Genomic DNA, 14,731 nt, shown 5'->3' with positions numbered 1-14,731 from the left:
GCCATTTCAGGGCTTTGGGGTAAACGATATCATCACCGCCTTGCGCATATGTCTTTATAGTGTATCATTCGCGCCTGCACAAAAGCTTTGGACAAAGAGCGGGCATAACGGGTCGGTGAGGAAAGTTTTGGGACCATTCCGGTTCTCGCTTTTCTTTGCCCCTTGTTGATGTCTGAACTTTGGCGGGGTTTTTGGCGAATCTTGCAACCGGACAACGCCCTTTGACGTCAAAGCCCGCTCCCACCTCTGACAAGCCGAAACGCCGCCTGCTGGCCCATGTCTGGTCGGAACAGGTGCTGCCTTCGGCGCTGGCTCTGGGGGGCGTGGGCGGTCTGGGCTGGATGGCGGCGCAGGGGGCTGGCACTTTGGCAGAGGCGCTGCCGGTGTTTCTGGCCGGTGGTTGCGTGGCAGGGCTGTTGACCTTTTGCCGCCATCAGATCCGCCTGCGCGCCGCCTTGCAACAGGACTTGGCGCAGGCCCAGCGCGCCTGTCAGGCGGCGGAAACCGCCAATCTGGCCAAGAGCCGCTATCTGGGCAATGTCAGCCACGAGATCCGCTCGCCGCTCAACGCCATCTATGGCTATGCCCAGTTGATGGAGCGCGACAATGGCGCAGGCGCGGCCGATGCGGCGGTGGTGATCCGCCGTTGTTCGGAACATATTACCAGCCTTGTTGAATCCCTGCTCGATATTTCGCAGGTCGAGGCGGGCGTGATCCGCCTGCGTTCCGAACCGGTGCGGTTGGAACCTTTCATCGAACAGATCCTGTGCATGGTGCGCCCTGCGGCCAGCGCCAAGGGTTTGGATTTCGATTATCAGACCAGCGGGCGCATGCCCGATGTGGTGCGGATGGACCCCAACCGCCTGCGCCAGATCCTGCTCAACCTGTTGCTCAATGCGGTGAAATATACCGACAAGGGTATGGTGACGCTGCATTTGCGTTATAGCGGTCAGATCGCAACTTTCGAGGTCCGCGACACGGGGCCGGGCATCCGCGAGGAAGATCAGGCGGCGATTTTTGAACCCTTTGAACGGGGCGGCGATGACAAGGCTTTGGCAAGGCCGGGCGCTGGGTTGGGCCTGTCGATCTCGCGCGCGATTGCCGATATGTTGGGCGGGCAGTTGAAACTGGCCTCCTCCTCGCTGGCGGGCACCTGTTTCCGCCTGACCATGATGTTGGGCGAGGTGAGTGCCCCCCATGGTGGCACCCAAAATGCGGTGCAGGGTGCGGCAAGGGCCAAGCGCAAGGTGGTGGGCTATCTAGGCCAGCGCCGCTCGATCCTGCTTTGCGATGATGATGCCGAACAGCGCCGTTTTCTGTCGGGCCTGCTGGAATCACTTGGCTTCTCGGTGGAGGCTGCGCCCCATGGCGAGGCAGCGGTGGCGCTGGCGCAAAGCGGGCGGCGGTTCGATCTGGCCATTCTGGACATCAGCCTGCCGGGCATGTCGGGCTGGGACGTGGCCCAGCATTTGCGCGCCGAGATGGGCGAAGAGCTGAAAATCATGATGCTCTCGGCCAATGCCCATGAATTCCATCGCCCCGAAACGCGCCATGCTGTGCATGATCATTTTCTGGTCAAGCCGGTGGCGTTCAATGATTTGATCGACGGCATTGGCGGCTTGCTGGATGTGGCATGGCGGATGGATGGCGATGTTACGCGCCATGTGCCGCGGCCCGAAGCCACTGCGCCACAGCCGGAAAGCGCGCCTGTTGTCGCCAAGGCAGCCGTGGCACAGCCCGAAGCGCAGGCGGATTTGATGGTGGCGGCCAAATTGTCCGAGAATTCGGTGGGTAACTCGGCCCCTGTGACCACCGAGCGGCTTCGCGAAGTGCTGCGCATCGGCTATGTGCGCGGCATAGAGCAGGAAATACGCCTGCTTGCCGAACAGCCGGAGACTTCCGAGCTGGCTCTACGACTTTTTGCCTGTCTTGATCGTTACGATTTACCGGCTATGTCGCGCATTTTGGAGGAGTGCTGAGGGATGTCGCTCCCTGTCCACACGCAGACCGTGCTGGTTGTTGATGATGAGCCTGATTCGCTGCGCATGTTGACCGCCGCGTTGGAAGGCGCGGAATTGAGCGTGCTTGTCGCCACGTCGGGGCAGGCGGCGCTGGATACTTTGGGCCATATCCTGCCCGATCTGATCCTGATGGATGCGATGATGCCCGGGCTCGACGGGTTTGAAACCACCGCCCGCATCAAGGCGCGCAGCGAATGGGCCAATATTCCCGTCATTTTCATGACCGGCCTGACCGAGAGCGAGCATGTCGTCGAAGCCTTTGAGGTGGGCGGCGTGGATTATGTGCGCAAGCCGGTCAATCTGATGGAACTGATCGCGCGCGTGCGGGTGCATATGACGCAGAGCCGCGCCATGCATGCCAGCGTGGCCAGCCTTGACGCCACCGGCCGCCTGATGATGGCCACCGACGCGCAGGGCCGGATGCTGTGGTGCACCCCGCGCGCCGAACAGGCGATTGGCCGCATTGCGCCCGATTGGGACCGTGAGGCAGGCCTGCCGCCGCAAGTGGCCTTGCAGGTGGAGCGCCTGCTGCAACGTGGCGCGCGGCCCGGTTCGGCGATCAAGGCCGATTATGGCGACGATTCGCTCGAACTGGTGGTGATCGCGCAATATCGCGAAAATGAAGTGCTGATCCGCCTCAATGAGGTGAGCCATGACCAGAATGTGGCCCGCCTGCGCGATCAACTGGACCTGACCCAGCGCGAGGCCGAAGTGTTGCTATGGGTGGGCTATGGCAAGGCCAGCAATGACATCAGCGATGTGCTGGATATCAGCCCGCGCACCGTGCAAAAGCATCTGGAGCGCATTTATGTGAAGCTGGGCGTGGAAAAGCGTTCGGCGGCGGCAGCCATTGCCATTCGCGTGATCGAGGCCTGATTTTCCCGAGGCCTGACGGAATGAAAGCCTGCGGGAGCGAGGATGCTTCCGCAGGCTTTTTTCATGCTTACTTCTTCTTCGCGGCAATCGCCTCGATTTCGATCAGGAATTGCGGGGCCACCAGATTGGCGACCTGAAAGGTCGAGCGGGCCACGGTGTCGGGGTTGCTGGCCGAACCGAAGAATTCCTTGAAACCGGCATTGGCGCCGGCAAAGTCCATCTTGCCGGTCTTGGGGTCAGCAGCCAGGAACAGGGTCAGCTTGATCACATCCTTGATCGAATAGCCCTGCGATTCCAGCTGGGCCTTGATCTTGTTCAGCGCACTGATGGTCTGGGTCTTGGTGTCGCCGAAATCATCGGGGTTGGTGCTCATACCCTTGGCCGGATCGAGCGGCGAGGCCAGCTGGCCCGACAGGAAATAGAGATCGGTGCCCGCAGCCACCTTCACCCCGTCCAGAATCAAGGCGTTGGGGTTGCTCTTGATACGGGTGACCTGCGCCTGTGCGGGGGCGGCCAGCGTGGTGGCGGCCAATGCGGCCAAGGCGGCGGGGGCGATCAGCTTGCGAAGCATGGGATAGTCCTTCTTGCGGTAAAATCAGATTCTTGCGGTAAATCCGGTCCGGCAATTGCGACAAATTTGCCGCACTCGCCTTGGCTAAAGCTTCTAGGCCCCCTGCTTGCGAACCCACTACGCTAATCGGCGTATGGGCAGAAGCGGGGGTTTCCGGTGCAAGTAGAGCTGCAAACGGGGCGTTTTTCAAGAACGCTTTGGGGCTGCACAAAGGGGTCTGCATCACAGGAAGTCGGTACGGGGAGGGGCGTTGAGCCGTCCGCCCGATAGCGGCCCGTTTTCCCCTTTGACCGAGGATGCTGGGATCATTTTTGGAAAACACGGGGATTTCCGCATGAAAAATAACTATCGGGCTACCACCATTGCCCTGCTTGCTTCCACCATCCTTGCCGCCAATGTTGCTCATGCCGCCGATGCTCCTGCCGCTGCTGCCGGTGATGAAGGCACCGCCATCATCGTGACCGGCACGCGCACCGTGGGCATGAAGGCGGTGGACAGCCCTGCACCGATCCAGGTGCTGGGCAGCGATCTGTTGAAGCGCACCGGCCAGCCCGATCTGATCCAGAGCCTTGCGCAGAACCTGCCGCAGATCCAGGCTCAGGCCTTTGGTTCCGACCTTGCCGCCCACAACCTGTCGATGAAGCTGCGCGGCCTGTCGCCCAACCACACGCTGATCCTCGTCAATGGCAAGCGCCGCCATGGTTCGGCCAACGTCAACGTCTCGGGCGGTCCTTACGGCGGTGGCGCCGCGCCAGATATCAGCTTTGTGCTGGCCGATTCGGTGGACCATGTTGAAGTGTTGCAGGACGGCGCTGCTGCCCAGTATGGTACGGACGCTATCGCAGGCGTGATCAACTTCATCCAGAAGAAGGCCGATCACGGCGGTTCGATCACCGCCACCGGTGGCCAGTATATGGATGGCGGCGGCCGCAGCCTCGACGTTTCGGGCAATATCGGCATTGCGCCGGTCGAGAATATGTATCTGAACATCTCGGCCCAGACCAAGTTCAAGGATTACAGCTTCCGCGGCGACGTTGATCCGCGCGTCTATGGTTCGAACACGGTGGCCGCTGCCAATCTGGCCAAATATCCGGCCCTGACCACGGCGGCCAACTATCCCTATGCCAACCGCGTGCTGGGCGATCCCAAGATCCGCCAGACCACGGTAGCCTATAATGCTGGTTACACTTTCGGCGATTTCGAAGTTTACAGCTTTGGCAGCTTCGGCAAGAAAATTGCCTATGCCTATGAAAACTATCGCACCCCCGCCACGGTGGTAAGCTCGTCGGGCGTTCCCTATTTCCCCGCCGGTTTCAACCCGAAGGAAAAGATCGAGGAAACCGATTATCAGGTTTCGGCAGGTTTCAAGGGCGTCTACGCCGATACGAATTTCGATCTGGCGACCCAATATAGCAAGGACATGATCGGCGTTTACGTGGTGGATTCGGCTAATGCCGAACTCTACAAGGCGACCGGCTTTACGCCTTCGAATTTCCACGATGGCGATTTCATCACCACCATGTGGGACACCACGCTGGACCTGACGCGCGAATTCAAGACCGGTCTGGCTGAACCGCTGCATGTTGCTGCCGGTCTGGAATTCCGCAAGGAAAGCTATCAGATCGTCGCTGGTGATCCGGCTTCCTATTATGGCGGCGGCGCCCAGTCCTTCTTTGGCTATAGCCCGAACGATGCTGGCTATCACACCCGCAGCAACTTCTCGCAATATCTGGACCTGAGCCAGAAAGTGACCGACAAGTGGCTGGTGGATGGCGCGGTGCGTCATGAAAAATACAGCGACTTTGGCAACACCACCGTGTTCAAGCTGACGCAGCGCTATGACTTCAACCCCGCCATCGCCATCCGTGGCACGGTGTCGACCGGCTTCCGCGCCCCGACGCTGGCGGAAAGCTTCTATTCGGGCATCAACGTCGGCCCGTCCTCGGTGGGTGGCGTGCTGCCTGCCAACTCGGCCGGTGCTGCCGCTCTGGGCTTTGGCGGTCTGAAGCCTGAAAAGTCGACCAATTTCAGCCTTGGTTTCGTGCTGAACCCGCTGCCCAAGCTGACGATCACGATCGACGCCTATCAGACCACGATCCGCGACCGCATCATCATCTCGTCCAGCTTCTATGGTTTCCGTGGCCAATATTGCCCTTCCAGCAATTACAATGCCTCGGGCGCCTCGACGCTTTCGGGTTGCGTCAGCAGCTACAATGCCGACAATTATGCATTGTATAACCAGTCGGCGGTGTATAACGCTGTGGCCGCCGCTCTGGGGGGCACCATCCCTGCCTATGTTCTGACGCAGGACACCACGGCGGGCACCGTGCGCAACACCTCGGGCACCGTGTCGATCCAGACCTTTGCCAATGGCGTGAAGATGCGCACCCGTGGCGTCGACTTCCTGGCCACCTATCCCATCGATCTGGGCAGCTATGGCAAGATCGACTGGTCGCTGGCCATGAATTACAACGACAACAAGGTGCTCAAGATCGCGGCCCTGCCTTCGGCGCTCTATTCCAGCACCATCAACCCGACCGCCTCGGCGCTGATCTCGCGCTTTGACGTGTCGCAGTTGCAGGACACCACGCCCAAGTTCCGCGCTACGCTGGGCGCCTATTGGAAGAAGGACAAGCTGAGCGTCAATCTGCGTGAAAGCTTCTATGGCGCTTCGGGCCTGCTGGTCCAGCTGCCCTCCACCGGTGCCGACTTCCGCGAGCATATTGCCGCAGCGGTCATCACCGATCTGGACGTCAGCTATCAGCTGACCAAGGCGGTGAAGTTCACCATCGGCGCCAACAACCTGACCAACCACTATCCCACCAAGGTGGCGGATGTCATTCGCAACTACTATCTGGCGACCGGCAACCGTTCCTATTCCAGCGTGACCTATCCGACGTTCTCGCCCTATGGCATCAACGGCGGCTATTACTACGCTCGCGTGGGCGTGAAGTTCTAAGCTAAGGCTTTGCATGAAGGGGTGGGTGGCATTGTGCTTCCCACCCCTTTTTGCGTGAAAAGAGGGAAGAATGATGATGCGCTTGCCTGTTACTCTGGCCGCTGCCGGTCTGGCCCTGCTAGCCGCGCCCGCTATGGCCGCCACCAAGGCCCCCGCGCCCAAGCCGGTCATCGAACGCACCGCCAGCAGCCCGACGGCGGTGATCGGCAGCACGGCTTTGGTGCCGGTCGGTTCCAAGACGCTTTATCTGTCCGGTTCGACCGCCTCGCCTATCGACCCTGCCAAGCCCGAGGAATTGGGTGATACGGCCACCCAGACCAAATCGATCCTGAGCAAGATGAAGGCCCAGTTGGAAGGCATGGGCTGGGGCATGGGTGACATCGTCAAGATGACCGTGTTCATGGTTGGCGTGCCGGAAAAAGGCGGCCGCATGGACAATGGCGCGATGAACGAAGTGTTCAAGACCTACTTCGGCACGGCAGAACAGCCGAACAAGCCTACCCGATCGACCGTGCAGGTCGCCGCGTTGGGCCGTCCGGGGATTTATATCGAGATTGAGGCGATTGCCGCCAAGGCGCCCTGAGGCGTCTGTCTGGCGCGTCATGGTTGCGTGTTGCACGGCCATGGATGTCGGATAAAGGAGGCAAGCCGATGACGATGGGGTCGTTTACTCGTCATCGGCTTGCCCGACCCGGAATGGCCCGGGCTAGGTGATGCGCAAAAATCACGGCCTTGTTTGGGTGCCTGCGAAACCAAGGTCGCTATTCACGCTTAAGTGCGGGAGCTGTTATCCGGATGGGGCGACAAATGCTGTTCATTTGTGGTTCCGCCTTGCTCCGGGCATCCCGCCTTCTGCTTTGTCTGCACCCTCGCTTATTTTTTAGGCGTCAGACAAGGCAAGCTTCATCTATTCTCTAAGTATCGCTGTTCGGGAAATTATACGCCAACAATTTAACCTCTGCCGAATGACTCGGCAGGAACAAATTTTAGCATCCTCTCCTTTTGGCTTTGTGTTGAATACTATCGCCGCTGTTTTGACGGTGATGTGTTTTTATCAACTTTGCCTTGCTATGTCCTGATTGTTACGCCTAGCGCGTTCATCCTGCAAGAAAAAAGACGTTTTGCAGCGCATCAAATCGTAACAAATCTACGCCGCAAATGCGAAGAATATGCCTCGTACAGCGTCTGTTTTGGCTCGGTTAAACTATTGGCCAAGAAACGTCCAAATATGGGGCGGGATTGTACCGCAATATAGCGGTAATTCCATAGGCCGTGCCAGCGGGGGACAGGGCTTGCTTAATCTTATGGTTACCTTGCTTGCTCTCTTCCCGATTCGCGGGTGACAAGGGGGCATGAGCAAAGACATCGCCCCCATCACCCGCAAACTGGCCATGACCATGGCTGAATGGCGCCTGCGCCTGGCCGAGCTGTGCCGCGACTGTGCGAGCGCGCAAAGCGAGGATGAGGGCGATCTTCTGCTGAAAACCTATGGCCTGATCGCCAAGGCGCCTCAGGTGCAAACCGGCCTGCATGATCATCTGCCGCCTATGTCCACCATGCAGGCGCTGGTGAAGATGGGCGCCCATGACAGCGCGGCGCTGGCGCTGATGCCGGAGAATGCCTCCTATATCCTGTCGCGCTCGATTGATGGCGATTGTCTGGCCTCGGTCATCCTGCCCGATATGGACGAGGAAATGACCTCGGAAGCGCAAACGCCCGCGCTTTCGCTCCTGTCCGCGCTGGCGGCCTGTCTGGCCTCGGCGGCGCAGGGGGCCGATCCGACCGCCACGGTGGGCATTGGCAAAACCGGCCGCGCGTGGCGCAGCGATCTGGCGCTGGATGTGGAAGAATGGCGCGTGCCTGAACACGCGGTTTTGCATTAACTGTCGGGCATAAAACTGCCCCGGCCGGAGGAGGGACGGACGGCCGGGGCAAAGTTGGGTCCATCAGTCGAGAGCCTTGGTTTTGTACCAATCGCGATTCTCGCCTGCGGTGAACATGGAATAACAACAAGGCATTAGAGACCTCTCGCATGGTCTTTAGGCATTTGCCGAGAGCTATGGCCCTGTCTTGTTTGCCTTTTCCCAACCGCCACGGCTTGCGGGTCAAACAGGCAAAAGCCCCCTTCTGCCGCGCCGCCGCTGTTAAACGGCGGGCAACCGAAGAGGGCCTCTAGCCTGGCAAGAACGCTCAGCGCGGGGCTGAACTCAAGCGTTGGTCAATGGGCGTTGGGGGAGGCAAAGCGAGCCTTCAAAGCCTCCACGCCAATGGTATTGACCGCCGAAAGAGGACAATCCGCCTTGAGCAGCGTGGCGAGCCAGCGCTGTTTCTGGGCAATCAGGTCGATCGATTGCAACGTGCCGACATGATGGGCGATGATGGCCGGATCCATGCACAAGGTGGTGCCTAGCTCCTCGATCTCGCTGGCGAGTTCGTGAAGCACATCGGCCACTGTTGTGAGATGGGCCGCTATGTGCGCATCGTCCGTCATGCCGCTTCGCCAAACTCGTTGCCATCGCCCAGCGCGCCCAGAGCCAGCACCATCACCATCTTGTCCTCGATGGCGGCAAGCCCTTCGAGGAAGGTGATGATGCTGTCATTGGCGGTGCTGGGCGGGGGTTGCAGCGCGTCATTGGAGAGCGTCACGATGTCGCTCACCGAATCCACGATCAAACCACAGGCCTGGCTGCCCAGCTGCGTCACGATAATGGCATGGCGCGGGCTTGGCTCGGTCGATTCCCAGCCCAGACGCGCCGCCAGATCGATCACCGGCAACACCGTACCGCGCAGATTGACCACGCCCGCCACATAATGGGGCACGCGTGGCAGGCGCGTGGTGGGGCTCCACGCGCGGATCTCGCGGATGGCCATGATGTCTATGCCAAAGACCTGCCCACCCACTTCAAAGGTGATTAACTCACGGTGCATGGTTCATACTCCTTCAGCCAGAAGATCAATGGGCAACGCGACGCACCGCCGCGACCAGCTTTTCCGGATCAAAGGGCTTCACAATCCAGCCAGTGGCGCCGGCCGAACGTGCACGCGCCTTCTTTTCCTCGCTGCTCTCCGTGGTCAGCACCAGAATGGGCCGGTCGCGGTGACGATTGCCCTGACGCAGCTTTTCGATCAGGCCAAAGCCGTCGAGACGAGGCATGTTGATGTCGGTGATCACCACATCCACCTCGTTCAGCGCCAGCCATTCGAGGGCGACTTCGCCGTCCTCGGCCTGCGCCACGTCAAAGCCCTGGCTGGTCAGCGCATGGTTCAGCAGGGCGCGCATGCTCGCGCTATCGTCAACAGTCAGAATACGGGTGTTCTTGCTCATGGCGTGGCTCGCTTTCTTAGAACAATTCAACATCACCACGGTTCGGCAAGGGCCGCGCCGTTGGTTTGATTTCAGGGGCAAGGGTGTTTTCAACGGTCCGGCAGCGGACTTGGCCGCGGGCGGGGCGGAAATCGACGCGGCGGGCATTGTTGCCGCCCAGATCCTCGCGCACGACCGTGATGCGTTCGCTGGCAAGGAAGCTGCGGGCAAATTCGGCATTTTTGGTGCCGATCCGCGCAAAGCCGGAATTGAGATTGGCGCCACCATAAAGATGGGCCCGCATACGCGACTTGGCCGCGCCATGGGCCAGCATCTCGTTGATGAGCAATTCCATCAAGTAGACGCCGTAATGCTCGTCGAAATCGCCGCTATGCGATCCTTGCGGAGGCTCGGCCAACAGGAAGTGGTTCATCCCCCCCACTTCGACATCGGGATCAAACAGGCAGGTGGCCACGCAGGAACCGAGCACGGTGGAAAATTCCACCCGTGGTCCGGCAGATACCCGCGCCTGTCCCTGCAGGATGTTGATCCTGGTGATGGCGTTCATGGGAGAGGGGGCTTCATAGGACATAGGCCGTTACCTCTCAGGAAAATGCGTGCTGGGCGATGCGGCCGATCGGGGCCACCGTGCGGGCGGCGCCCAGCGAGATGGCCACGCGGGGCATGCCGAAAACGGTGCAGGTGGCTTCATCCTGCGCGATGGTGTTGGCGCCGGTCTGGTGCATGGCCAACAGGCCCTTCGCCCCGTCCGCGCCCATGCCGGTCAACAGAATGCCGATGGCATCGGCGCCGACGCGCTGGGCCACGGACATGAACAAGGCATCCACGCTGGGCCGATGGCCGGAAATCGGCTCGCCCGGGCGCAGCTTGGCATGCAGGCTGGTGGTGCCGGCCACCATCAGATGGCGGTCATCACCGGGCGCCAGATAGACATGGCCGCGCTTGAGCGGCATGTCCGGTTCGGCCAGAACCACGGTGGCGGGCGAGACAGAATTCAGCGTGCGGGCAATGGCGGGCGCGAAACGGGCGTCCACGTGCTGCACGATCATCGCTGGCGGGCAATCCTCAGGGAAATTGCGCAGCAACACCTGCAAGGCTTCCACCCCGCCGGTGGAGGAGCCGATAGCGATCAGGCGCGTAGCGCTGCGCCCGCCGCTGGCACTTACAGCGCGCATCGGGGCGGCCATATGCGGGGCTTCGGGCGCAGCGCGGCGGCGCACCTTCACCTGTGCCGCCTGACGCACCATACCGGCCAGCTTGCCGCCATCCTGCATCGCGCTGCCCGCATAGTCAGTCTTGCAATAGCAATCCACCGCGCCAAGGCCCAAGGCGCGCGCGGTCACATCGCTGCCCGCCTGAGTCAGGCCGGAGACGATGATGACGGGCGTCGGGCGCAAGGTCATGATCTTGTCGAGGAAATCGAGCCCGTTCATCCCCGGCATTTCGATATCCAGCGTCACCACATCAGGTTCCAGCTCCTTGATCAGCTGGCGCCCTTCGGCGGCGTTGCAGGCCAGACCCACCACCTGAATATCGGGGTTCCCCGAGAGACGGGCGGCCAGCACGGCGCGCATGGTGGCGGAATCGTCAATAATCAGAACACGGATCGTCACCGGGCTCTCCTGTGATAAATCGTGGGGCCAACGGATTCGAGCAGGTCTTCGGCAGGGCCGGAAACGCGCTCGCTATGGCCGATGTAGAGATAGCCGCCGGGGGCCAGCGCCTGCGCGAAACGCGCCACGAGCCGGTCCTTGGTGGGCTGGTCGAAATAGATCATCACGTTGCGGCAAAAGATGACCTGAAACGGGCGGCGCATCGGCCAGTCGCCTTGCAGATTGAGCCGCTTGAATTGCACAAGGCTGCGCGCCTCTTGGGCAATCACCATCTGGTTGCCCGAATTTTGCGTCCAGTTGCGGCGCAGTTCATCGGGCAGACCCGAAGCATCTTTCGCGTCATAGCGCCCCTCGCTGGCCTTTTGCAGCGCATGGTCGGCAATGTCGCTAGCCAGAATGCGGATGTCGCGGCGGGCAATCTGCACGCCTTGCGAACGATCCGGCCCCAGCAGCGTCATGGTCAGCGAAAACACTTCCTCACCGCTGGAACAGCCCGCCGACCACATGCGCGCGGATTCGCCATGGGCCAGATCCTGCAACATGCGCGGGCGCACCACTTCGGCAAAATGTTCGAAATGATGGGCTTCGCGGTAAAAGAAAGTGTGGTTGGTGGTCAGCGCATTGACCGTCTTGCGGCGTTCACCGGCATCCTGCTCGATAAGCTGGATATAGCCGGAGAAAGTGCCGCGACCACTGGCCCGCACCAGCGGGGCGAGGCGGGAATAGACCAGCATCGCCTTGCCGGGCGGCAGCATGATGCCTGCCTCCTTGTGGATGATCGCTGCCACGGCTTTGAAGTCCCGCTCGTCATAGACGCCGGGGCTGATACCGGGCATGGTATCCGCAAAGGTGCCCGCCAGATCGGGCACAGCCAGATCCGCCGAATAGCTCATGCAGCTTCCAGACCAAAGCCGGAGCTGACCGCGCTTTGCACCAGCGTGTCCACATTCAGGATCAGCGCCACGCGGCCGTCACCCAGAATGGTGGCACCGGCCACACCGTCCACGCTGCGATAATGCGTGTCGAGGCTCTTGATCACGAATTGGCGCTGATCCCAGATATTGTCGACCATCAGCGCAGCTTGCCCTGCGCTTTCGGTGTCGACCACGATCAGCACGCCTTGCGAGGGGTTGGATACCGCGCCGCGCGCGCCCACCGCCGCCCCCACCGAGACGACCGGAATGAACCGCCCGCGCACGTTGAGCATCTGGCGCGAGGCGCCAAGTCCCTGCACATCCTTGGGATCGGGACGCAGGCTTTCCACCACATGGGTCAGCGGAACCACCAGCGTCTGGTCGCCCACCTTCACGATCATACCGTCCGAAATGGCCAAAGTGAGCGGCAGGGTGAGGATGAAGGTCGTGCCCTTGTCTTCCTCGCTCTCGATGGTGATGCGGCCGCCCAGATCCTTCACGTTGGAGCGCACCACATCCATGCCCACGCCGCGGCCCGAGACATTGGTGATGGTGGCCGCCGTAGAGAAGCCGGGGGCGAAGATCAGCTGATCGATTTCTTCCTTCGACAGCTGGGCATCGGGGCTGATAATGCCCTTTTCCACGGCCTTGGCAAAGACGCGCTGGCGGTTGATGCCTGCGCCATCATCGGCAATCTTGATCAGGATGCGGCCCGAGCGATGTTCGGCCGACAGGGTCAGCGTCCCCTCGGCGCTCTTGCCCTTGGCCAGACGGTCTTCGGGCTTTTCGATACCATGGTCCACCGCATTGCGGATGAGGTGAGTCAAAGGCTCGCCAAGCCGTTCGATCACGGTCTTGTCGAGTTCGGTCGTCTCACCAAACACCTGCAGGTTGACATGCTTGCCCGTGCTGCTGGCCAATTCGCGCAGGATACGCGGCACGCGGCTGAACACGCTGCCGATCGGCTGGGCGCGGATCGACATGGCGCTTTCCTGAATGTCGCGCGTCAGGCTTTCCAGCAGGGTCAGCTCTTCGGTGGACTGCACATTTTCATTCTGCAGGCGCTGGGCCAGCATGGCTTGGGCAATCACCAATTCGCCCACCGTGTCGATCAACTTGTCCAGCTTGATCAGATCGATGCGGATCGATTGACCGGGGGCAGGGGCCGCCGGAGGGCTGGAGCCGTTCGAGGCCGTTTCCGGCGTGGGCGCCACGGGGGCGGGCACGGGAGCAGCGGCAGCAGGCGCGGCAGGAGCGGCGGGTTTGGGCGCAGCGGCGGCGACCGGCGCAGAAGGCGCAGGCGCAGGCGCGCTGGCAGCGGGGGCGGGGCGATGCAGCGGCTTGTCGATCTGCAAAGGCGGCATCGAAGAATTGGGGCCGATGGCAATCGGGCAATCATCGCCGACAAAGTCGAAAATGTCGCGCACGGCATTTTCGCTCACATCGCAAGGAACGCTGAAGCTCCAGCCCAGATAGCCCTGATGCGGGTCGAAATCGTCAAGGCTGGGCACGGCGGACGTGTCGCATTCAATGCAACGCGCGCCCAATTGCGCCAATTCGCGCAGCAAGAGCAAAGGCTCGCCGCCATTGCGCATGGCGCCTGCATGGGCGCGCAGATGCACGTGCCAGCCAGCAGGTTCGGGCGCGGTGGGGCCACCGGGATCATCAAGCGGCGCCGAATTGGCCAGCCCGTTGAGCATGGCATCCAGATCGGCGTCGCTGGTGAGGTCTTCCTCGTCAATCGTATAGACCTGCGGCGCGGCGGCGGGGGCTTCGGCAGCATGCGCGCCTTGCGCATTGGCCATGCCCGCTTCCAATTCGCGGATCAGGGCGGCGTCTTCGGGCGGGCTGCCGCCTTCGCGTGCTGCGGTCACATGGTCCGACAGGACGTCCAACGCGCGCAGCAGCAGATCGACCAGCGGCGGCAGTGGCACGAGATTTTCGCGCACATCCGACAAAAGCGTTTCAAACGTGTGGGTGAAGGCCTGCAGAGCCTCAAAGCCAAAAGCGCCTGCGCCGCCCTTGATCGAATGGACCGCGCGGAAAATCGCGTTGATCGTTTCGGCATCATGGGTGCCAGCCTTGCACTGGGCCAGACCCTGTTCAGCAGCCGCCAAGGATTCTTCACATTCGATGAAGAATATGCCCTGGATTTCCTCAGGACTCATACGATGGTTCCTTCAAACAGAGCGTGTTCCAGTCCGGTGAGGCGCGCAGCATCCATCAGGGCGGAGGAGGGGATGATTTTTGCCCCGTCGCCGGTGCGGCGGGCGCTGATCAGCAGTTGCAGCATGGCCTGACCGATCTGTTCGGTGCCGCTGGCATCAATCGACAGCGGGCCAGCGCCCAGAGCGGCCTGAAATTCGGGCAGCAGCGCTTCGGTGGCGGCCCGGTCGCAGCGGGCGGGAAGGACTATGTTGCGCATGGCGATTTCCTTAGATGGCGGTCAGCG

Annotated in this window: 14 protein-coding genes; 5 read left to right on the top strand and 9 right to left on the bottom strand. The window is 61.2% G+C overall.

Annotated features, from left to right (window positions below; genetic code table 11):
* The first annotated feature begins 221 nt into the window (after positions 1–221).
* Together EOE18_RS01935 and EOE18_RS01930 are read left to right on the top strand one after the other, a co-directional pair.
* Positions 222–1,979 carry an ATP-binding response regulator gene (locus EOE18_RS01935; protein ID WP_127705610.1) on the top strand — a complete coding sequence of 586 codons (1,758 nt, stop codon included), beginning with the start codon at positions 222–224 and terminating at the stop codon, positions 1,977–1,979.
* A gap of 3 nt (positions 1,980–1,982) precedes the next feature.
* Positions 1,983–2,897 carry a response regulator transcription factor gene (locus tag EOE18_RS01930; RefSeq protein ID WP_127705609.1) on the top strand — a complete coding sequence of 305 codons (915 nt, stop codon included), beginning with the start codon at positions 1,983–1,985 and terminating at the stop codon, positions 2,895–2,897.
* A 67-nt stretch (positions 2,898–2,964) separates the two neighbouring features.
* On the opposite strand, the gene EOE18_RS01925 is transcribed toward EOE18_RS01930, so the two are convergent.
* Complete coding sequence (locus tag EOE18_RS01925) at positions 2,965–3,468, bottom strand: Rid family hydrolase (protein ID WP_127705607.1); 504 nt, start codon at positions 3,466–3,468, stop codon at positions 2,965–2,967.
* Positions 3,469–3,802: 334 nt separating this feature from the next.
* Here EOE18_RS01925 and EOE18_RS01920 point away from each other — a divergent pair, with 334 nt between their 5' ends.
* From EOE18_RS01920 to EOE18_RS01910, 3 genes are all read left to right on the top strand, one after another.
* Positions 3,803–6,427 carry a TonB-dependent receptor plug domain-containing protein gene (locus tag EOE18_RS01920; RefSeq protein ID WP_127705605.1) on the top strand — a complete coding sequence of 875 codons (2,625 nt, stop codon included), beginning with the start codon at positions 3,803–3,805 and terminating at the stop codon, positions 6,425–6,427.
* A 70-nt stretch (positions 6,428–6,497) separates the two neighbouring features.
* On the top strand, positions 6,498–7,010 hold the full coding sequence (locus tag EOE18_RS01915; RefSeq protein ID WP_127705603.1) for a Rid family hydrolase: 513 nt from the start codon (positions 6,498–6,500) through the stop codon (positions 7,008–7,010).
* Between the two features lie 769 nt (positions 7,011–7,779).
* Positions 7,780–8,310 (top strand): hypothetical protein, encoded by a 531-nt coding sequence (locus EOE18_RS01910; RefSeq protein WP_127705601.1) that lies wholly within the window; start codon positions 7,780–7,782, stop codon positions 8,308–8,310.
* 335 nt (positions 8,311–8,645) lie between these two features.
* Here EOE18_RS01910 and EOE18_RS01905 read toward each other — a convergent pair whose 3' ends face one another.
* The 8 genes from EOE18_RS01905 to EOE18_RS01870 are packed head-to-tail and all read right to left on the bottom strand — an operon-like array spanning position 8,646 to position 14,704.
* Positions 8,646–8,918 carry a hypothetical protein gene (locus EOE18_RS01905; RefSeq protein WP_127705599.1) on the bottom strand — a complete coding sequence of 91 codons (273 nt, stop codon included), beginning with the start codon at positions 8,916–8,918 and terminating at the stop codon, positions 8,646–8,648.
* Positions 8,915–9,355 carry a chemotaxis protein CheW gene (locus EOE18_RS01900; protein WP_127705597.1) on the bottom strand — a complete coding sequence of 147 codons (441 nt, stop codon included), beginning with the start codon at positions 9,353–9,355 and terminating at the stop codon, positions 8,915–8,917. Before EOE18_RS01900 ends, EOE18_RS01905 begins: the two co-directional genes overlap by 4 nt.
* 25 nt (positions 9,356–9,380) lie before the next feature.
* Complete coding sequence (locus tag EOE18_RS01895) at positions 9,381–9,752, bottom strand: response regulator (RefSeq protein WP_127705595.1); 372 nt, start codon at positions 9,750–9,752, stop codon at positions 9,381–9,383.
* A gap of 16 nt (positions 9,753–9,768) precedes the next feature.
* Complete coding sequence (locus EOE18_RS01890; protein WP_127705593.1) at positions 9,769–10,299, bottom strand: chemotaxis protein CheD; 531 nt, start codon at positions 10,297–10,299, stop codon at positions 9,769–9,771.
* Positions 10,300–10,336: 37 nt separating this feature from the next.
* Positions 10,337–11,365, bottom strand: coding sequence for a protein-glutamate methylesterase/protein-glutamine glutaminase (locus tag EOE18_RS01885; protein ID WP_127705591.1), 1,029 nt, complete (start codon positions 11,363–11,365; stop codon positions 10,337–10,339).
* Positions 11,362–12,258 (bottom strand): CheR family methyltransferase, encoded by an 897-nt coding sequence (locus tag EOE18_RS01880; protein ID WP_127705589.1) that lies wholly within the window; start codon positions 12,256–12,258, stop codon positions 11,362–11,364. Before EOE18_RS01880 ends, EOE18_RS01885 begins: the two co-directional genes overlap by 4 nt.
* Positions 12,255–14,447 carry a chemotaxis protein CheA gene (locus EOE18_RS01875; RefSeq protein WP_127705587.1) on the bottom strand — a complete coding sequence of 731 codons (2,193 nt, stop codon included), beginning with the start codon at positions 14,445–14,447 and terminating at the stop codon, positions 12,255–12,257. Before EOE18_RS01875 ends, EOE18_RS01880 begins: the two co-directional genes overlap by 4 nt.
* Positions 14,444–14,704, bottom strand: a complete 261-nt coding sequence (locus tag EOE18_RS01870) for an STAS domain-containing protein (protein ID WP_127705585.1) — start codon at positions 14,702–14,704, stop codon at positions 14,444–14,446. Before EOE18_RS01870 ends, EOE18_RS01875 begins: the two co-directional genes overlap by 4 nt.
* Positions 14,705–14,731 lie beyond the last annotated feature (27 nt).

Origin of the sequence: Novosphingobium umbonatum, from assembly GCF_004005905.1 — a bacterium.
Lineage (GTDB): Bacteria > Pseudomonadota > Alphaproteobacteria > Sphingomonadales > Sphingomonadaceae > Novosphingobium > Novosphingobium umbonatum.
Note: the sequence above shows the minus strand (reverse complement) of the source record. Positions and strands in the feature narration are given on the sequence as shown.